The 17873-nt window shown below is 46.1% G+C and carries 19 protein-coding genes and 2 pseudogenes; 11 read left to right on the top strand and 10 right to left on the bottom strand.

Annotated elements, in window-relative coordinates; genetic code table 11:
• The first annotated feature begins 19 nt into the window (after positions 1-19).
• Entirely contained in the window at positions 20-1168 is a 1149-nt protein-coding gene (gene rapC, locus BV11031_RS16475; RefSeq protein WP_010330796.1) for a response regulator aspartate phosphatase RapC, read from the top strand.
• A complete protein-coding gene (phrC, locus tag BV11031_RS16470; protein WP_010330797.1) occupies positions 1152-1274 on the top strand; it encodes a phosphatase RapC inhibitor PhrC in 123 nt (40 codons plus the stop codon). Before rapC ends, phrC begins: the two co-directional genes overlap by 17 nt.
• Positions 1275-1371: 97 nt before the next feature.
• Here phrC and BV11031_RS16465 read toward each other — a convergent pair whose 3' ends face one another.
• From BV11031_RS16465 to BV11031_RS16455, 3 genes are all read right to left on the bottom strand, one after another.
• Positions 1372-1467 carry a YjcZ family sporulation protein gene (locus BV11031_RS16465; RefSeq protein ID WP_026014550.1) on the bottom strand — a complete coding sequence of 32 codons (96 nt, stop codon included), beginning with the start codon at positions 1465-1467 and terminating at the stop codon, positions 1372-1374.
• Between the two features lie 136 nt (positions 1468-1603).
• Positions 1604-1717, bottom strand: a complete 114-nt coding sequence (locus BV11031_RS16460; protein ID WP_010330798.1) for a YjcZ family sporulation protein — start codon at positions 1715-1717, stop codon at positions 1604-1606.
• A 152-nt stretch (positions 1718-1869) separates the two neighbouring features.
• Positions 1870-3234, bottom strand: coding sequence for an aspartate kinase (locus BV11031_RS16455; RefSeq protein ID WP_010330799.1), 1365 nt, complete (start codon positions 3232-3234; stop codon positions 1870-1872).
• Between the two features lie 387 nt (positions 3235-3621).
• Here BV11031_RS16455 and yclN point away from each other — a divergent pair, with 387 nt between their 5' ends.
• The 4 genes from yclN to BV11031_RS16435 are packed head-to-tail and all read left to right on the top strand — an operon-like array spanning position 3622 to position 7242.
• Complete coding sequence (gene yclN, locus BV11031_RS16450) at positions 3622-4572, top strand: petrobactin ABC transporter permease YclN (protein ID WP_010330800.1); 951 nt, start codon at positions 3622-3624, stop codon at positions 4570-4572.
• A complete protein-coding gene (gene yclO, locus BV11031_RS16445; RefSeq protein ID WP_010330801.1) occupies positions 4565-5512 on the top strand; it encodes a petrobactin ABC transporter permease YclO in 948 nt (315 codons plus the stop codon). The genes yclN and yclO overlap by 8 nt, the downstream gene beginning before the upstream one ends.
• Positions 5506-6264 (top strand): petrobactin ABC transporter ATP-binding protein YclP, encoded by a 759-nt coding sequence (gene yclP, locus BV11031_RS16440; RefSeq protein WP_010330802.1) that lies wholly within the window; start codon positions 5506-5508, stop codon positions 6262-6264. Before yclO ends, yclP begins: the two co-directional genes overlap by 7 nt.
• A 21-nt stretch (positions 6265-6285) precedes the next feature.
• Positions 6286-7242 carry a siderophore ABC transporter substrate-binding protein gene (locus BV11031_RS16435; RefSeq protein ID WP_010330803.1) on the top strand — a complete coding sequence of 319 codons (957 nt, stop codon included), beginning with the start codon at positions 6286-6288 and terminating at the stop codon, positions 7240-7242.
• A 43-nt stretch (positions 7243-7285) separates the two neighbouring features.
• On the opposite strand, the gene BV11031_RS16430 is transcribed toward BV11031_RS16435, so the two are convergent.
• From BV11031_RS16430 to BV11031_RS16415, 4 genes are all read right to left on the bottom strand, one after another.
• Positions 7286-8704 carry an MDR family MFS transporter gene (locus tag BV11031_RS16430; RefSeq protein ID WP_010330804.1) on the bottom strand — a complete coding sequence of 473 codons (1419 nt, stop codon included), beginning with the start codon at positions 8702-8704 and terminating at the stop codon, positions 7286-7288.
• Positions 8705-8723: 19 nt separating this feature from the next.
• Complete coding sequence (locus tag BV11031_RS16425; protein ID WP_010330805.1) at positions 8724-9602, bottom strand: TetR/AcrR family transcriptional regulator; 879 nt, start codon at positions 9600-9602, stop codon at positions 8724-8726.
• A gap of 162 nt (positions 9603-9764) precedes the next feature.
• A complete protein-coding gene (locus BV11031_RS16420) occupies positions 9765-10514 on the bottom strand; it encodes an NADPH-dependent oxidoreductase (RefSeq protein ID WP_010330806.1) in 750 nt (249 codons plus the stop codon).
• A gap of 16 nt (positions 10515-10530) precedes the next feature.
• Positions 10531-10818, bottom strand: coding sequence for a putative quinol monooxygenase (locus tag BV11031_RS16415; protein ID WP_010330807.1), 288 nt, complete (start codon positions 10816-10818; stop codon positions 10531-10533).
• A 140-nt stretch (positions 10819-10958) separates the two neighbouring features.
• Between BV11031_RS16415 and BV11031_RS16410 the strand changes: the two genes are divergently transcribed.
• Positions 10959-11273 (top strand): ArsR/SmtB family transcription factor, encoded by a 315-nt coding sequence (locus BV11031_RS16410; RefSeq protein ID WP_010330808.1) that lies wholly within the window; start codon positions 10959-10961, stop codon positions 11271-11273.
• Position 11274: 1 nt separating this feature from the next.
• On the opposite strand, the pseudogene BV11031_RS16405 reads toward BV11031_RS16410, so the two are convergent.
• A pseudogene (locus BV11031_RS16405) lies at positions 11275-11759 on the bottom strand (MocR-like transcriptional regulator GabR); the annotation flags it as partial.
• On the opposite strand from BV11031_RS16405, the pseudogene BV11031_RS16400 reads away from it, so the two are divergent.
• From BV11031_RS16400 to gdh, 4 genes and pseudogenes are all read left to right on the top strand, one after another.
• Positions 11751-12307 (top strand): annotated as a pseudogene (locus BV11031_RS16400) (aminotransferase class III-fold pyridoxal phosphate-dependent enzyme); the annotation flags it as partial. The pseudogenes BV11031_RS16405 and BV11031_RS16400 sit on opposite strands and share 9 nt — an antisense overlap.
• 69 nt (positions 12308-12376) lie before the next feature.
• Entirely contained in the window at positions 12377-13765 is a 1389-nt protein-coding gene (gabD, locus tag BV11031_RS16395; RefSeq protein WP_010330811.1) for a succinate-semialdehyde dehydrogenase, read from the top strand.
• 121 nt (positions 13766-13886) lie between these two features.
• Positions 13887-14750, top strand: coding sequence for a glucose uptake protein GlcU (glcU, locus tag BV11031_RS16390; RefSeq protein WP_010330812.1), 864 nt, complete (start codon positions 13887-13889; stop codon positions 14748-14750).
• Positions 14751-14769: 19 nt separating this feature from the next.
• Positions 14770-15555: a glucose 1-dehydrogenase gene (gene gdh, locus BV11031_RS16385; RefSeq protein WP_010330813.1), complete on the top strand. Its 786-nt coding sequence runs from the start codon at positions 14770-14772 to the stop codon at positions 15553-15555.
• A gap of 44 nt (positions 15556-15599) precedes the next feature.
• Here the strand turns inward: gdh and BV11031_RS16380 are convergent, their stop codons facing one another.
• Positions 15600-16214, bottom strand: a complete 615-nt coding sequence (locus tag BV11031_RS16380; protein ID WP_010330814.1) for a YcnI family copper-binding membrane protein — start codon at positions 16212-16214, stop codon at positions 15600-15602.
• Positions 16215-16228: 14 nt separating this feature from the next.
• Complete coding sequence (locus BV11031_RS16375) at positions 16229-17854, bottom strand: copper transporter YcnJ (RefSeq protein ID WP_010330815.1); 1626 nt, start codon at positions 17852-17854, stop codon at positions 16229-16231.
• Between the last annotated feature and the right edge of the window lie 19 nt (positions 17855-17873).

Below are 17873 nucleotides of genomic sequence, written 5' to 3'. Positions count from 1 at the left end.
GATGGGAGAGGGTGAAGGAATGAAGAGCGGGGTAATTCCTTCTTCAGCGGTCGGTCAAAAAATTAACGAGTGGTACAAATATATCCGCACATTCAGCGTGCCGGATGCCGAAGTGTTGAAAGCTGAAATCCAGCAGGAACTGAAACACATGCAGCATGATTCCAACTTGCTGCTTTATTATTCACTAATGGAATTCCGCCACCAGCTTATGCTTGATTATCTTGAGCCGTTAGAGAAGTTAAATATCGAGGACCAGCCAAGCCTGTCTGAATTATCAAGAAACATTGACAGCAATCAGGCGGATCTCAAAGGGCTGCTCGACTATTATGTGAATTTTTTCCGCGGGATGTATGAGTTTGATAAGCGGGAATTTATTTCGGCGATTACATATTATAAACAGGCGGAAAAAAAGCTTTCCTTTGTCGCAGACCATATTGAGCGTGCTGAATTCTATTTTAAAATCGCGGAAGCTTATTATTATATGAAGCAAACGTACTTTTCACTGATTAATATAAAAAACGCCTATGAAATTTATGTGGAGCAGGAAACCTATAATGTGAGAATCATTCAATGCCATTTCGTCTTCGGGGTCAACCTGATGGATGAAAGGAATTTTGAACAAGCCGCACGCCATTTCAAATTGGCGCTCGATATGGCCGAAGCAGAACAAAAAGCCCAGTTGGTCGGAAGGGCATACTACAATCTCGGATTATGCTATTACAATCAAGACCTTCTTGACCCTGCTATTGACTACTTTGAAAAAGCGGTCTCCACGTTTGAAAGCAGCCGGATCATCAATTCGTTGCCGCAAGCCTATTTTTTAATCACCCTGATTTATTATAAACGGGGAAAACATGATAAAGCTTCGGCATATCACAAGCGGGGCTATGAATATGCTAAAGAAACAGACGATGCAGACTACGCGGTAAAATTCGAGTTTTTGCAATCCCTATATCAGCAACAGCCCAATGAAGAAGGAATCGATCGATGTTTCCAATACTTAAAAAATAAAAATATGTACGCTGATATAGAGGATTTAGCCCTAGAAGTAGCAAAATATTACTATGAACAGAAATGGTTCAAACTGTCTGCTTCCTACTTTTTACAAGTTGAAGAGGCAAGAAAACAAATACAAAGGAGTGAAGGTTTGTATGAAATTGAAATCTAAGTTGTTTGTTATTTGTTTAGCCGCAGCTGCGATTTTTACAGCAGCCGGCGTCTCTGCTAACGCGGAAGCACCCGACTTTCATGTGGCGGAAAGAGGAATGACATAAAAACCAGCCCCTTCTCATTGCGAGAAGGGGTTTTTTACAGAAACAGCGCCGCAAGACATGTCTCTTTCGGCGCTGCCCTTCCATGGAGAATATTTTCTTAGTATCCTCCGTTATAAAACGCAGTACCCACAATAATCAAGAGGATAAATAACACAACGATCAAAGCAAATGAGTTTCCTCCATAACCTGACATCTTGTGCCACCTCCTTGTGAGATTACCTTATTATATGCGCAATGGCCAGAAGAGGATTGGGTATAGACATATCAAAACAAAAACGCCGTAAGACTAATTTTAGTCTTACGGCGCCTATGAGGTAAGTGAAAAAGGTTTAGTAGAAGCCGCTGCCTACATATGCCGCTCCAACAATAATCAAAAGAATAAACAATACAACGATTAAAGCGAATGAATTATTGTAACCGCCGCCGCCAGTGTATCCTGACATAAGGCTCCACCTCCCTATCATGGATACTATAAGATATGCGCAACAGATCCATTTGACAGGGCCATTAGTGGACAAGAGAAAAAATGGACAATTTGGCTATGAGCCAGGCCGCATAAAAAATAGCGGGATGTTTGCGCCCGCTATTTATGTAACTAAGAGATCAGCACGCCCGCGAAAAATTCCTGATATAACGCTTGAACGGCTTTTCTTTCTTCGGCTTCTTTTACGCCGAACATCATGCTTACCTCAGAAGATCCCTGATTGATCATTTCAATATTCACATTTGCCTCTGATAATGCTTTGGCCGCTCTTGCCGTTGTGCCGACATTGTGGCGCATCGCTTCTCCAACAACCATAATCAGTGCGAGATGATGCTCGACAATGACTTCGTCGGCCTGCAGGTCCTTTTCGATCTGTTTAATCACGCTGCGTTCGGCGGCAGTATCCATTTGATCCTCGCGCAAGATGATGGTCATGTCATCAATACCCGATGGAACATGCTCATACGTCAAACCATGCTCCTCGAGGATTTGAAGGGCTCTGCGGCCAAATCCGATTTCTCTGTTCATTAAATACTTGCTGATATAAATGCTGCAAAAGCCTGTATCGCTGGCGATGCCGACGACAGGGCCGTTTGTGTTATCCCGCTTGCTGACGACGCGGGTGCCTTGGGCTGACGGGTTATTCGTATTTTTGATTTGCACGGGAATCCCCGCTCTAAACGCCGGAATGAGCGCTTCGTCATGAAACACTGAAAACCCCGCGTAGGACAGCTCCCGCATCTCTCTATATGTCAGCTCGCTGATTTCCTTGGGATTTTTAACGAAGGACGGATTGACAGAGTACACAGCGTCTACGTCTGTAAAGTTTTCGTACAAATCGGCTTGAAGCCCGTTGGCAAGAATGGAACCCGTAATATCAGAACCGCTCCGTGAGAATGTGATCACATCGCCAGTCTTGCTGAACCCGAAAAAACCGGGAAAAATAATAAGGCCGTCACGTTCCCGAAGACGATAGAGATTTTCATAGGATTCAGGAAGAACTTGTGCGTTGCCGGGTTCATTTGTCACAAAAAGGCCGGCATCCTTCGGGTTGACATATTCCGCTTTGACGCCTTTATGGCGGAAATAGGCGGCGATCAGCTTGGCGTTGTTATCCTCTCCGCTAGCTTTGACTGCGTCAAGATATTGCTCGGGATTGTTTTGCTCTCCTTCTAAAAGCGTAAACAGATCATCGCGGATTTTTTCGATAATGCTTTGCTCCAACTGAAGCTCATTGGCGATGAGGGCATACCGTTCCATAACAGCTTCCGCCAATTCAGGGGCGCTGCCTGATGCCAAATATTGTTCTGCACATGCGATTAAGAGATCAGTCACTTTCGTATCCTCAGCATAGCGTTTTCCCGGAGCTGAAACGACGACAGCTTTCCGTGCCGGGTCTGAGGTTACGATGTGAAACACCTTTTCAAGTTGGGCACCTGAAGCAAGTGAGCTGCCTCCGAATTTAACGACCTTCATGTTCACATCTCCTAATGTTTAAAATTTTCAAATAAATTTAGTATACATTATCTCTCTTTCAGTCCTGTAAATCAAGGATAATTTCTTTCTGTAATGAACATTTGTGTTTCCCACGAGGATTAATGTCAGGTTTACTGACCGCATACATGCGTGGTAAAGATAAATATGGTAAACAGCCTAACGATTTGGGATGGAAAATGAATCGAATGATTAGTAAAATTGAATAAATGACTACATTAATATTTTGAAAGAATATTGACTAAAACTAGAAAAATGGTAATATTGTAAATGATAATGATAATCAATTACTATATGGCCATATTGTTTTGAGTCCTTGCGGAAGTAGGAGATACGTTCTTTTTGCTGTAAGGATTGTAAGGAGGCAGCATGAAGCTACGTTACTTATTTATTCTACTTATCATATTAGCAATCACATCTGTGTTTATCGGCGTAGAAGATCTGTCGCCGCTTGATCTCTTCGATTTAAGCAAACAAGAGGCATCAACGCTGTTTGCAAGCCGTTTGCCGCGATTGGTCAGCATTCTTATCGCGGGCTTAAGCATGAGCATTTGCGGTTTGATTATGCAGCAGATCAGCAGAAACAAATTCGTGTCACCAACAACGGCGGGCACGGTGGATTGGGCGAGGCTTGGCATTTTAATTTCTTTGCTGCTGTTTACATCTGCCAGTCCTTTAATCAAAATGCTGGTCGCGTTTGTCTTTGCCCTTGCAGGGAATTTTCTGTTTATGAAAATTCTTGAAAGAATCAAGTTCAACGACACCATCTTTATTCCGCTTGTCGGTTTAATGCTCGGGAATATCGTCAGTTCCATCGCGACATTTATCGCATATAAATATGACTTGATCCAAAATGTGTCATCATGGCTTCAGGGAGACTTCTCTTTAGTCGTGAAAGGAAGATACGAGCTTCTTTATCTGAGTATTCCGCTCGTCATCATTGCCTATTTCTATGCGGATAAATTTACAGTGGCCGGTATGGGAGAAAGCTTTTCTGTCAACCTCGGCCTCAAGTATAAACGAGTTGTGAACATCGGGCTCATGATCGTGTCCCTGATCACGTCTCTTGTCATTTTGACTGTCGGTATGCTTCCGTTTCTCGGTTTAATCATCCCGAATATTGTATCGATGTACAGAGGAGACAATTTGAAGAACAGCCTGCCGCACACGGCGCTGTTGGGAGCGGTTTTTGTGCTGTTTTGTGATATATTGGGCAGAATCATTATCTTCCCTTATGAAATCTCGATTGGCCTGATGGTCGGAATCATCGGCAGCGGCATTTTCCTGTTTATGCTGTTAAGGAGAAAAGCGTATGCGTAACCAGGTGAAAATTGCGTTGCTCGTTGGTTTATCCATTGTATGTATCGGCTTATTTCTATTTTATGATGTAGGCAATTGGGATTACACCCTGCCGAGAAGAATCAAAAAGGTCGCCGCCATTGTGCTGACGGGGGGAGCGATTGCGTTTTCGACGATGATCTTTCAAACGATTACGAACAACCGCATTCTGACACCGGGCATCTTGGGCCTAGATTCTCTCTACATGCTGATTCAGACCGGCATCATCTTTTTGTTCGGTTCTGCAAATATGGTCATCATGAATAAAAACATGAACTTTATCATCTCTGTTCTGCTGATGATCGTGTTTTCTCTAGTTTTGTATCAGCTCATGTTCAAGGGAGAGGGGAGAAATATCTTTTTCCTTCTGCTCGTCGGCATCGTGTTTGGCACGCTGTTTGGCAGCCTGTCTTCCTTTATGCAGATGCTGATTGACCCGAATGAGTTTCAAGTTGTGCAGGACAAGATGTTTGCCAGCTTTAACAACATTAATACGGATTTGTTATGGCTTGCGTTCATCATCTTCCTGCTGACAGGCGTTTATGTCTGGCGTTTTACGAAGTTTTTTGACGTGCTGTCGCTCGGTCGCGAGCACGCCGTGAATTTGGGCATTGACTACGACAAAGTGGTGAAGCAGATGCTGGTCGTGGTTGCGATCCTTGTTTCTGTTTCAACAGCGCTAGTCGGGCCAATTATGTTTTTAGGGCTTCTTGTCGTCAACCTGGCGAGAGAATTCTTGAATACATATAAGCACTCATACTTAATCGCAGGCTCCGTCTTGATCAGCATCATCGCGCTGGTGGGAGGACAGTTTGTGGTTGAGAAAGTATTTACCTTCTCAACGACGCTGAGCGTCATTATCAATTTTGCCGGCGGGATTTATTTTATCTACTTGCTGTTAAAGGAGAATAAATCATGGTAGAGGTCAAAAAAGTAAGCAAACAATATGGGGGGAAAGTTGTCCTTGAAGAGACGTCAGTCACGATTCAAAAAGGCAAAATCACCTCGTTTATCGGGCCTAACGGCGCTGGCAAAAGCACGCTGCTGTCTTTGATGAGCCGCCTGATCAAAAAAGACTCCGGCGAGATTTTCATAGACGGCCAAGAGATTGGATCCTGCGACAGTAAAGAGCTTGCTAAAAAAATGAGCATTTTGAAGCAGGCGAACCAAATCAACATTAGGCTCACCATCAAAGATCTTGTCAGCTTCGGCAGATTTCCGTACTCACAAGGCCGGCTGACAGAGGATGACTGGGTTCATATCAACCAGGCGCTCGGCTATATGAAGCTGGAAGACATTCAGGACAAATATCTGGATCAGCTGAGCGGCGGACAGTGCCAAAGGGCATTTATCGCAATGGTCATTGCCCAGGACACCGATTATATTTTTCTGGATGAGCCGCTGAACAACCTGGATATGAAACATTCAGTTGAAATTATGAAACTGCTGAAACGGCTGGTAGAGGAGCTAGGAAAAACAATCGTGATTGTGATTCATGATATCAACTTCGCATCCGTCTACTCCGATCATATCGTGGCCTTGAAGAACGGCCGAATCGTAAAAGAGGGGCCGCCTGAGGAGATTATTGAAACCTCTGTGCTTGAGGAAATTTACGATATGACCATCCCGATTCAGACAATTGATCATCAAAGAATAGGTGTTTATTTTTCTTAATATATAGAAGAGGTGAGGAGCATGAAAAAGTTCGCATTACTATTCATCGCGTTGGTAACGGCAGTTGTCATTTCCGCATGCGGAAACCAAAGCACAAGCAGCAGCAAAGGTTCTGATTCAAAGAATGAACAAATCACAGTGAAACACCAGCTGGATAAAGACGGCACAAAAGTGCCAAAGAATCCTAAAAAAGTCGTCGTATTTGATTTTGGAAGCTTAGATACGTTAGATAAACTCGGTCTTGATGATAAAGTGGCGGGCCTGCCGAAACAAGCCCTTCCTAAGTATCTGTCCCAATTCAAAGATGACAAATATGCTGATGTGGGAAGCTTAAAAGAGCCTGACTTTGAAAAAGTGGCTGAAATAGACCCTGACCTGATCATTATTTCAGGAAGACAATCTGAGTCATACAAAGAATTCTCTGATATCGCGCCGACGATTTACCTTGGCGTGGACACAGCGAAATACATGGAGTCATTTAAGTCAGACGCGGAAACAATCGGTAAGATCTTTGATAAAGAAGATGAAGTGAAAGATGAACTTGCAACAATTGATAGCTCAATTGCAGACCTTAAGAAAACAGCTGAAAAGCTTAACAAAAACGGTCTTGTCATCATGGCGAACGACGGAAAAATCAGCGCGTTCGGTTCTAAATCAAGATACGGCTTGATTCACGACGTATTCGGCGTGACACCGGCTGATAAAAACATCAAAGCGTCTACTCACGGACAAAGCGTTTCTTATGAGTACATTTCAAAAACGAACCCGGATTATCTGTTTGTCATTGACCGCGGCACAGCGATCGGAGAAACATCATCTACAAAACAAGTCGTTGAAAACGATTATGTGAAAAACGTAAACGCAGTGAAAAATGATCACGTCGTTTACCTTGATTCTGCTACTTGGTACTTATCAGGAGGCGGACTTGAGTCTATGACGCAAATGATTAAAGAAGTGAAAGACGGTTTAGAGAAGTAAAAAAATGAGCCTCCGCTTAAAAGCGGGGCTCTTTTTTTATGGATCAGCGTGCCGGCTGCTGTTCGGCAGGGCGCTGAGGTTTCTTTAATGTAAAAGAGAGAAGGAAGCCGGCAAGCGCGATGCAGGCTGCCACAAGAAATGCGGCGTTCATGCCGTGCAGGGCTGCGTGTTTCGCATTTGTCGTGCCTGCGTGTGCCGCTTGGTTGCTCATGACGGATACCAATAGTGCGGTTCCGATCGAGCCGCCGACTTGGCGGATGGTGTTGTTCATCGCTGTTCCGTGCGGGATCAGGTGGCGCGGCAACGCGTTGATTCCGGCAGTGGTCACCGGCATCATGATCATGGCGGTACCTAAGAGACGAACGGTATACAACACAACAATCCAAGCGAGTGACGTATGGTCGGTCAGCTGCATAAACGGCAGCGATGTCAGGAAGATGATGCAGAAACCGGCGATCGCCAGCCCTCTTCCGCCGACACGGTCAAAGATTCTGCCGATGATCGGTGACATGAAGCCCATCACAATGGCTCCCGGAAGAAGCATGAGTCCTGTATCAAAAGCTGTGACGTCTCTGACGTTTTGTGTATAAAGCGGCAGGATGGTTTCCGTACCGATCAATAGTGCAAAGACAAGCGTTCCAAGCAGTGTTGTTAAGCTGAACACGCCAAACGTGAAGACGCGGAATTCCAGCATCGGTTTTTCAAGCTTCATTTGTCTCGTAATAAACAAGATCAGTGCGACGACACCCACCAGCAGTGAAATCAAGACGGTTGAACTGGTCCAGCCGTAAGAGCCGACGCTTGAGAAGCCGTACAGAAGGCCGCCGAATCCAAATGTCGATAGGATGACTGATAAAATATCAATCTGTGTCTTTCTTAAAGTCGTCACGTTCTTCATTAGGATGCTGGCAAGAAGCAAATCAATCACAGCAAATGGAAGAATGATATAAAACAGAGATCTCCAAGAGAAAGCTTCGACTGCCCATCCGGAAAGCGTTGGTCCGATCGCAGGCGCGAACGAGATGACCAATCCGACCATACCCATCGCTTGGCCGCGCTTTTCAATCGGAAAGATTGTCAAAAATACGGTCTGCATGAGCGGCATCATAATACCGGCACCAGCTGCTTGAATGATACGCGCTGTCAGAAGAACCGGAAAGTTCGGCGCGAACGCTCCGACAACTGTTCCGGCAGTAAAAATGCTCATTGCTGTAATGAGCAGCGTCCGGCTCGTGAATTTCTCAATTAAAAACGCGGTGATCGGAATTAAAATCCCGTTTGTTAACATAAATGAAGTTGTCAGCCATTGCGCTTGGTTGGCATCTACATTGAATTCCCTCATAATATGGGGAAGCGCGGTAATTAACAGCGTCTGATTCAAGATCGCGACAAACGCCCCGGCTAATAAAATGCCGACAATGATAGAACGGTTAAAAGGTTTTGGTGCAATACTTTTTTCCAATACATATCCCTTCTTTTCTTTACGTAATTAACAGTGTTTTTAACATCGAAACGGGCTGTGTTAAAACACCGGTTTGTTCCAGATAGCCAATCAGTGATTTGAGCAAAAAAGCGCGGGGTTCTTCCTTCTTCGCTTCTTCTTCCAGCATGGCGGCTGCGGATGTCAATTCATCTACGTCATAGTCCGCGGCGGGCAGGGAAGAGATGCCTTGGTGTAATTCTTTCAGGGTTTCCGACAACAGGGCTGATTTATCCTTTGGTTTGCAGGAGGATGCTGAATGAATATAAAGCTCGATGGCTTCTGGAGGAAGGAGAGACTTCCGGGTTTCCTTGTTTTTGACAAGCTGATTGAGGGTGCTGATGATAAACGCTGCGATTGGGTCAAGCTCAAGCGGTTTTTCCTCTATTTTGATCAGCATGACAAACTCACGCATCATGCCGTGAAGAATGATGACCAAATCCCACACGAACGGGAGAATGGTTTCTCCATATGCCTGAATCAGCGAATCGCGGTGCCAGCGGATAATCGTTGATCTGGTCTGATGGATATGCTGTTTGACCCGGTTATTATGCAGCTTGGGGTCTCCGTAGGTCAGCATATTGAAAAATTGCTGATTCCGCCTAAAGCCTTCCAGCTCCATTTTGACCTTTTGCATCAAACGCTCCTCCGGTGTCAGCTCGGTATTTTCCTGAAGTCTTGAGGCCGCCGCCACCATTTGCTTCTGGTTAAATGCCAGCAGCTCTAAAAGCAGATCTTCCTTAGACTGAAACAGCTTATATATCGAAGCTTTTGACATCTTACATTCTTCTGCGATCGCCTGCATGGAAACTGACGTAAAATCCTTCTCCGAAAACAGCTTTCTCGCAGCTAACAAGATATCTGTTTTTTTATCAAGCATCTCATGGCTTCCTTCTTTCCTGAACATTAGAAAACCCATTGGTTCACACAAAACCAATGAGTAACAATGAAAAAATTTTACCAAATAAACGAAATAGAAGTCAATGGATTTTAACCGGACAATCAAAAGGCCCGCCGGAAAATCCGACAGGCCGGGTGAGGCTTATTTTTCAACTTTAAATCCTTGTTTTTCAAGCATTTCACGGATGTGTGGATAGTACAGGCGCTCATAATAGGATGCGATGCCCTGTGACCAGTTTCTTGTTTCTTTTCCGTTTGTCCGCTCTTTCATATATTCAGACATCGTCTCGTCATATGTCTGGATGTGGGACGTCAGCTCATCTTGAGTCAAATAGGTTTCCTGATGATTGACGGCTTCCTGTGGAAGACGCGGTTTTTTCGCCGAACGGTCTGCGGGATGGCCGATGACAAGACCGGATACAGGGAACACGTATTTTGGAAGCTCAAGCAGTTCAATCAGCTCTTGAGGGTTTCCGCGAACCGCGCCGATCGGTACCGTGCCCAATCCGAGGGATTCGGCAGCTGCTGTCGCTGTGCCAAGGGCGATACCAGCGTCTACGGCGCCGACAAGAACAGATTCCAAACCGTTTGTGATCTCCATATTGAAATCATGCAGATCTTCAAGCGCGATTTTAGCCCGGTTGAAGTCTGCGCAGAACAGAAGGAAAACAGGAGCCTGATCAATCCAAGGCTGTCCGCCTGCCAGCTCGGAGATTTTCTTTTTGCGTTCTTTATCCTGCACTGTGATCACAGTCACTTGCTGTCCGTTGATCGAAGTTGGGGCTGCTTGCACCGCTTGAATGATGTGGTCCAATTGTTCCTGGGATACAGGCTCATCTGTATAGCTGCGAATCGAACGGTGGTCTGTTAATGATTTAATGACTTCATTCATATGGGACACCCTTTCTTTACTCGCTAAGTTCTGTGCGGACAACATCAAGAGGAGCGCTCAGCAGTTCTTTTCCTTTTGCGACAAATCCTTGGAAATGCGCAGTTTCATTGTGGAATTTCATCGCCGCTTCATCTTTCCATTGCTCAAGCATCACAAATGTATTTTCTTCGCCCACTTTTTCAAATAGGTCGTATTGCGCGTTGCCTTCCTCAGCTCTTGAATGCTCAACAAGCGATTGCGCCTCGTTCAAAAATTCCTCGCGTTTTTCTGGTTTTACTTTGATGTAAGCTTGTAATACGATCATGTCAATCTCCTCCATCGTTATGCTGATTTTATTGTTCGAATTTCATCGAACTAACTGTATCATGTATTCAAAATGAGGTAAAGGAAAAACCCTCAAATAGTAAAATTGTCATTCTAATTGTTGTGTGATACATTTGTGTCATGAACATTCCAAACCATCCAGAAACAGAAACGTTGCAGTTGACAAAGGTTCTTCACGCACTGAGTGATCCGCTTCGTTTAGAGCTCGTCAAGCAATTAGCTGAAGCGAAAGAAAAAACGTGCGGCACCTGTGCGGATGTACAGGTTGCCAAGTCGACCTTGTCGCATCATTTTAAAGTACTGAGAGAATCAGGCATCGCTCAAGTTCGGATAGAAGGGAAGCGCCGGTATTATTCGCTTCGTGCTGAAGACCTTGAAAAGGCGTTTCCCGGCCTGCTTGAAGCCGTACTGAATGTGGACCAGGACCGCTGGTGAATCAATCCCCTGTACCGGGGATTTTTTTATGCCCGTAAACAGTACGGAACAGCCTCTCGACACCCTCTTGAATGTCTTCTTCCTTCAATCGCGCGAAGCCGATAATCAGAGCGGGCCGGCCTGTTTGCCGCTTGTTTTCCTTCAAGCCAAACCGGCTCATTCCGAAGATTTCGAGCTGCTGGCCGGCGGCATGTGCCATGATGTCTTGTTCGGTGCGGCTTGTATGAAATTCGGTGATGAAATGCAGTCCCGCATTTGCCCCTTGTACGGATACCTCTCCTCTGAACTTTGTTTCTAAAGCGGTGATCAGGCGCTCTCTCTTTTCTTTATAATGCTGCTTCATTTTCTTAATATGCTTCTGATATTTTCTCCGGATTCGATAAATTCCTGCAGGGCGCGCTGCGTAAGCGAGGAGCATGTCTGCAAATCATAGCCCCGCTGTTTATATGTCCGCAATAGCTCCGGCGGCAAAACCATATAGCTGATGAAATTCAAACCGGTTTTGCCAGAACAGGCACTTATTTCGCCATTGAACATTTTGATGTTGTTCCTGATATGATCACGGTTTCTAAATCACTAGCGGCGGGCCTCCCGTTAAGCGGTGTGATCGGCCGTGCGGAACTGCTTGATGCGGCGGCGCCCGGGGAGCTGGGCGGCACGTATTGAGGCAGCCCGCTCGGGTGTGCGGCGGCTTTAGCTGTTTTGGATATCATTGAAGAAGAAGGGCTGAATGAGGGATCTGAAGAAATTGGCAAAATGATTCAAAGAAAGGCATATGAATGGAAGCGAGAATCCCCGTCATCGGTGATATCCGGGAGACTCGGGGCAATGGCGGCAATCAAATCGTCAAGGATCTGGACACGCGAGAGCCTGATAAGGCGAAAGCGGCAGGGATTGCGGCGTATGCGAATCAAAACGGATTGCTTTTGCTGACAGCGGGAATCAATATGATTCGCTTTCTGACGCCGCTCGTCATCTCAGACAGCCTTCTGAATGAAGGGCTCAGCATCTTGGAGGCGGGCCTGCGAGCGTAATCATTGGAAAGAAAACGGCTGGGTCTGCTATCATTTTAAGTAATCATAAAACAGAAAGGAATGTTCAATATGCCAGATCAATTAACGGTCTACAACCCGGCTACGGGCGAGGAGATCAAAACGATTCCCCAGCAATCCGCCCAAGAAGTAGAAGAAGCCATTGAACGTTCACATCAAGCGTTTAAAACGTGGTCCAAAACATCAGCGAATGAAAGAGCGTCTCTTTTGAAAAGATGGTATGAGCTGATTGTTGAACATAAAGAAGAACTTGCAAATGTAATTACAAAGGAAAACGGAAAACCGTATCAGGAAGCGGTCGGCGAGGTCCTATATGGCGCAGGTTATATCGAATGGTTCGCAGAGGAAGCGAAGCGTGTATACGGAAGAACGGTTCCTGCTCCGACAACCGGCAAACGAATTGTCGTCACACGCCAGCCAGTCGGCCCGGTTGCTGCCATCACGCCATGGAATTTTCCGAATGCGATGATTACACGCAAAGCGGCGCCTGCTCTTGCCGCCGGCTGTACGTTTATCATCAAGCCGGCACCGGACACACCGCTGTCTGCCTATGAGCTTGCGCGGCTCGCATATGAAGCGGGCATTCCAAAAGATGTTCTGCAGGTTGTCATTGGCGACGGCGAAGAAATCGGGAACGTGTTCACAAGCAGTCCAAAAATCCGCAAAATCACGTTCACAGGATCAACGCCGGTCGGGAAAATCCTCATGAAAAACAGTGCGGACACCGTGAAACATCTCTCTATGGAGCTCGGCGGACATGCACCGCTGATCGTGGATGAGGATGCAAATATTGATCTTGCCGTTGAACAAGCGATGGTGTCCAAATACCGCAACGCGGGCCAAACCTGTGTATGTGCCAACCGCCTGATCGTTCATGAATCCATCAAAGATGAATTTGCTGCGAAACTGAGCGAGCAAGTGTCTAAGCTGAAAGTCGGAAATGGACTTGAAGAAGGCGTCAATGTCGGCCCGATCATCAACAAAAGAGGCTTTGAAAAAATCGTCAGCCAAATTGATGATGCTGTTGAAAAAGGAGCGAAGGTTCTTGCAGGGGGCACGTATGACCGAAACGATGACAAAGGCTGCTACTTCGTCAACCCGACAGTGCTCACCGATGTGGATACGTCAATGAATATCATGCATGAGGAAACATTCGGCCCGGTTGCACCGATCGTCACATTTTCTGATATTGATGAAGCGATTGAGCTTGCCAACGATACCCCGTACGGCTTGGCTGCTTACTTCTTCACAGAAAACTACCGCCGCGGCATCTATATTTCCGAGAATCTCGAGTACGGCATTATTGGCTGGAATGATGGCGGGCCGTCAGCGGTTCAAGCGCCATTCGGCGGAATGAAAGAAAGCGGAATCGGCCGCGAAGGCGGTTCGGAAGGCATCGAACCTTACCTTGAAACAAAATATATGTCCATCGGTTTGTAATAAAATGCAAGCTCCTAGAGCTGCCGGATCTTCCGGCAGCTCTTTTTGTGTTCCGGCGAATAATCACAACAATTCCAGCCAAAATAACAGCAAATACATTTTGAAAGAAGGTTCCCCAACAATGGATTTATTATTGGCTCTTCTCCCGGCTTTGTTTTGGGGGAGCATTGTTCTCTTCAATGTGAAATTAGGCGGCGGGCCGTACAGCCAGACTCTCGGAACGACGATCGGGGCGCTCATTGTGTCTATCGTCATTTACTTTTTTGTTCAGCCCGCTCTGTCACTGCGTATTTTTATTGTCGGAATCGTATCCGGGTTATTTTGGTCTCTTGGACAGGCAAACCAGCTGAAAAGCATTGAATTGATGGGTGTGTCCAAAACAATGCCGATTTCCACCGGAATGCAGCTCGTTTCAACCTCGCTGTTTGGTGTGATTGTATTTCGCGAATGGTCTACACCAATTGCGATTACGCTTGGCATTCTCGCTCTGATCTTTATCATCGTGGGAATCATTCTCGCGTCATTGGAAGATAAGAAAGGCAAAAAAGAGGGAGAGCCAAGCAATTTAAAAAAGGGCATATTGATTCTTCTTGTCTCAACGCTTGGTTATTTGGTCTATGTGGTCGTTGCCAGGTTGTTCAACGTGTCGGGCTGGTCGGCTCTTTTGCCGCAGGCGATCGGGATGGTAATCGGGGGACTTGCTTTAACCTACAAGCACAAACCCTTTAACAAATATGCAGTCAGAAATATCCTCCCGGGTTTAATCTGGGCAGGCGGAAATATGTTTTTGTTTATTTCTCAGCCGAAGGTCGGTGTCGCGACAAGCTTTTCCCTCTCACAAATGGGAATTGTCATTTCAACGCTTGGCGGCATATTCATCCTGCGTGAAAAGAAAACAAAACGCCAGCTTATAGGGATTGGAATTGGGATTGCCCTGATTATTGCGGCAGCCATATTTTTAGGAATCGCCAAAACAAATTCATAACAATTGGAGGAAGATAAAGATGTATCCGGATTTAAAAGGGAAAGTCGTTGCCATTACAGGAGCCGCATCGGGTCTTGGGAAAGCCATGGCCATTCGCTTTGGCAAGGAGCAAGCAAAAGTGGTGATCAACTACTACAGTAACAAGCAGGATCCAAACGAGGTAAAAGAAGCGGTCGTCAAGGCGGGCGGTGAAGCCGTTATTGTCCAAGGTGATGTCACGAAAGAGGAAGATGTAAAACATATTGTGCAAACTGCCATTAAAGAGTTCGGCACACTCGATATTATGATTAATAATGCAGGTCTTGAAAATCCTGTCCCCTCTCACGAAATGCCGCTGAAGGATTGGGATAAAGTCATCAGCACGAACTTAACCGGCGCTTTTTTAGGAAGCAGGGAAGCGATTAAATATTTCGTAGAACACGAAATCAAGGGAAATGTCATCAACATGTCCAGTGTGCATGAAGTGATTCCGTGGCCGTTATTTGTCCACTATGCGGCTAGTAAAGGCGGGATTAAGCTAATGACGGAAACGTTAGCGTTGGAGTACGCGCCGAAGGGAATTCGTGTCAATAATATTGGTCCGGGCGCGATCAACACGCCAATCAATGCCGAAAAATTCGCTGACCCTAAACAGAAAGCAGATGTTGAAAGCATGATTCCGATGGGATACATCGGCGAACCGGAGGAAATCGCCGCAGTAGCGGTATGGCTTGCTTCGAAGGAATCAAGCTACGTCACAGGCATCACGTTATTCGCGGACGGCGGCATGACACAATATCCTTCCTTCCAGGCAGGACGCGGATAAATCAAAAAAGCGACCCAGAAATACTTCTGGATCGCTTTTTTTCATTAGGCGCGCTTTTTCTTTACAAGCGCTGCCACAGATAAAATAATGGCTGCAGCAGACAGCACAATCGCTGTGATGTCGAGAGCCGAAGAGCCTGTGTCCTTGGAATCGTCTTCCGTTTTCGTGGCGCCGTGCTCATCTGTTACTTGCTTTGCGGCGGTAATATGTGTAATGGAATGAGGCGTATCGGCATTTTCGTCACCCGTCCACTCGACAATGCTGCCGTCTTTGTAATATTGATATGCGTCCCAAGCGGCTTCATCCGCTTTATCAGGGTTTTTGGCAACAAAGGTAAACCGCTGGAACTGTCCTTCCTGAATGCCGCCGTCAGTTGCTTCCCATGTGACAGAAACTGATTGATCATCGTGTTTCTGGGTAGATACCTTCCAGCCTGGAATCGGCTCGTATTGTTGGAACTCAACATCCTTCGGCATTTTGAGGACAACCTTTGTTGTCGGCAGGTTTTTTTCAGAAGGAACCTTCATTGTATAGGTTTCCCATGAGCCTGCAGCGGATTCAGCGGGCTTTACAGTAACGTGCGCGCTGGCAGAGGCCGTAAAGAATAAAAGTGAGCCGACAATAGCTGAACATAGTGTACATGCGATTTTTTTAAACAACATAAAACACTCCTTTAATTGGTTTTTGTAAACATGATATTGATTTCGTTAAAGTCACCGGTCAAACCGTGGACTTTGATCTTCCAGTTTCCTTTTTCATTAATGGACAGATTTTCATCCTGGAAGACGCCATTTTCTTTCTCTTTTAATTGAAAGGTGTTTTTGTTTTCGCTGCCTGACAGACCTGTTTTATAAACGGTTAACGTGATTTGCTGGATGTTTTTCACCGGGTCGCCGTTATGGTCGGTGACTCGCAGATCAAATACGTTTTTGCCTGGCTGATTCGGACTGATGCTGAGAGAAACGCTTTGCCCGTTCCCAATCGCTTTGGTTTGGTAGAACGGTTCCGGCCCGGGCTCAGGCGGGCTCGGCAGGCTGGTAAACACGGCCGCTGTGATCAATACAGCGATGCCGATTGCCCATTCCGCTTTCACCGTCCGGCTGATTCCTGCGCGGCGCTGTTTTCTGGTGAGCAGAAAATGAACCGCGCCTAAGGCCAGCATCAACACAAACAGTCCGCTTTTCACTAAAAGAGCTTGGCCGTACGCTGTGTGGAACAGCGAATCCATCGAACGTATGATGAAAAATCCATTAAGCAAGCCTGAAAACAAAATGACGCCGACCGCAGTAAGCGCCCATGGAGAGAACCGGCTTACCGTTTCCCATGCGAGCGTTTTGTCAGGCTGCTTCCATTCGTTTGCGAGCAGCAAAACGAGTGCCGCTATTCCGCCGACCCAGATGGAAGCGGATGATAAATGCAGGAAATCCATCAAAATGCCGACTGCTTTTTCTTCAACAACCGCTGCATGGCCGGTAAACGCTTTGGCGAGCAGGAGGCCGAAAAAGAAAATGAGCGGCGCTGTCCAATATCCGAAGGACGAAAAGCGGTTTTTGCGTATCGCAGGAATGACAGAGAGCGTAAGCAGCACGTACAGCGCGGCTTGAATGATCCAAATGGTGCCGCCTGCTGTTTTTAGAAGTGTTTCTCTGATGTAGTCCGGCTGGAAGGCGCTGCCCCAGCCGCCGCCAGCGTTTGCTTTTATTTGAATCGGAAGCTGAAGCAAAAGCGCCAGTCCCAATGCGGTGATCGAGATGATGAGGATACATCTCGTCCGTTTGGCAAGTTGTTTTGAATCTCCTTTATACCAGAAGAGATGGAAAAAAACCGTCCCGATAAATAGAGATAAGGCTGTATACAGAATCGCACGGTCTGCGGCTGTTGCCGGATTAAGCGCTGAACCGGCTGCTTTTTGGGTGCTGAATCCGCCTTCCGCTTTCCCGATGCTGAACGGTATGACGCCGGAGACCGGATGCCCGTCCGCGGACACAGCATTCCATTCCGCTCTGTATACATCACGAGGCAGATCCTTTTTCAGCTTCACCGCCATGATGTGATTGTTGTTTTTTTTGATTTCAGTTTTATCTGTATCCACCCGGTCGCCGTTTGAATTATAGACTTTAATGTAATGAAACCCTTCTTCAATCGGTTCATTAAATTCAATTTCCACCTGTGCAGGAGCGCTTTTTAATTCGCTGTTTTCGCCGGGTGAAGATGTAACAATATAGGCGTGAGCAAAGCTTGTTTTCGGCAGGAAAACAAGAAAAAGCAGAAGGATGATCCACCATCTGTTTCGCTTCATCACTCAAACACCACCTTCC

Source organism: Bacillus vallismortis (genome assembly GCF_004116955.1).
GTDB classification, from domain to species: domain Bacteria; phylum Bacillota; class Bacilli; order Bacillales; family Bacillaceae; genus Bacillus; species Bacillus vallismortis.
This window is presented reverse-complemented; position numbering and strand designations above follow the sequence as displayed.

Bases quoted from the DNA above. Each gene is read 5' to 3' on its own strand.
- rapC (WP_010330796.1), top strand. From the start codon at position 20: ATGAAGAGCGGGGTAATTCCTTCTTCAGCGGTCGGTCAAAAAATTAAC.
- phrC (WP_010330797.1), top strand. From the start codon at position 1,152: ATGAAATTGAAATCTAAGTTGTTTGTTATTTGTTTAGCCGCAGCTGCG.
- BV11031_RS16465 (WP_026014550.1), bottom strand. From the start codon at position 1,467: ATGTCAGGTTATGGAGGAAACTCATTTGCTTTGATCGTTGTGTTATTT.
- BV11031_RS16460 (WP_010330798.1), bottom strand. From the start codon at position 1,717: ATGTCAGGATACACTGGCGGCGGCGGTTACAATAATTCATTCGCTTTA.
- BV11031_RS16455 (WP_010330799.1), bottom strand. From the start codon at position 3,234: ATGAAGGTCGTTAAATTCGGAGGCAGCTCACTTGCTTCAGGTGCCCAA.
- yclN (WP_010330800.1), top strand. From the start codon at position 3,622: ATGAAGCTACGTTACTTATTTATTCTACTTATCATATTAGCAATCACA.
- yclO (WP_010330801.1), top strand. From the start codon at position 4,565: ATGCGTAACCAGGTGAAAATTGCGTTGCTCGTTGGTTTATCCATTGTA.
- yclP (WP_010330802.1), top strand. From the start codon at position 5,506: ATGGTAGAGGTCAAAAAAGTAAGCAAACAATATGGGGGGAAAGTTGTC.
- BV11031_RS16435 (WP_010330803.1), top strand. From the start codon at position 6,286: ATGAAAAAGTTCGCATTACTATTCATCGCGTTGGTAACGGCAGTTGTC.
- BV11031_RS16425 (WP_010330805.1), bottom strand. From the start codon at position 9,602: ATGCTTGATAAAAAAACAGATATCTTGTTAGCTGCGAGAAAGCTGTTT.
- BV11031_RS16420 (WP_010330806.1), bottom strand. From the start codon at position 10,514: ATGAATGAAGTCATTAAATCATTAACAGACCACCGTTCGATTCGCAGC.
- BV11031_RS16415 (WP_010330807.1), bottom strand. From the start codon at position 10,818: ATGATCGTATTACAAGCTTACATCAAAGTAAAACCAGAAAAACGCGAG.
- BV11031_RS16410 (WP_010330808.1), top strand. From the start codon at position 10,959: ATGAACATTCCAAACCATCCAGAAACAGAAACGTTGCAGTTGACAAAG.
- gabD (WP_010330811.1), top strand. From the start codon at position 12,377: ATGCCAGATCAATTAACGGTCTACAACCCGGCTACGGGCGAGGAGATC.
- glcU (WP_010330812.1), top strand. From the start codon at position 13,887: ATGGATTTATTATTGGCTCTTCTCCCGGCTTTGTTTTGGGGGAGCATT.
- gdh (WP_010330813.1), top strand. From the start codon at position 14,770: ATGTATCCGGATTTAAAAGGGAAAGTCGTTGCCATTACAGGAGCCGCA.
- BV11031_RS16375 (WP_010330815.1), bottom strand. From the start codon at position 17,854: ATGAAGCGAAACAGATGGTGGATCATCCTTCTGCTTTTTCTTGTTTTC.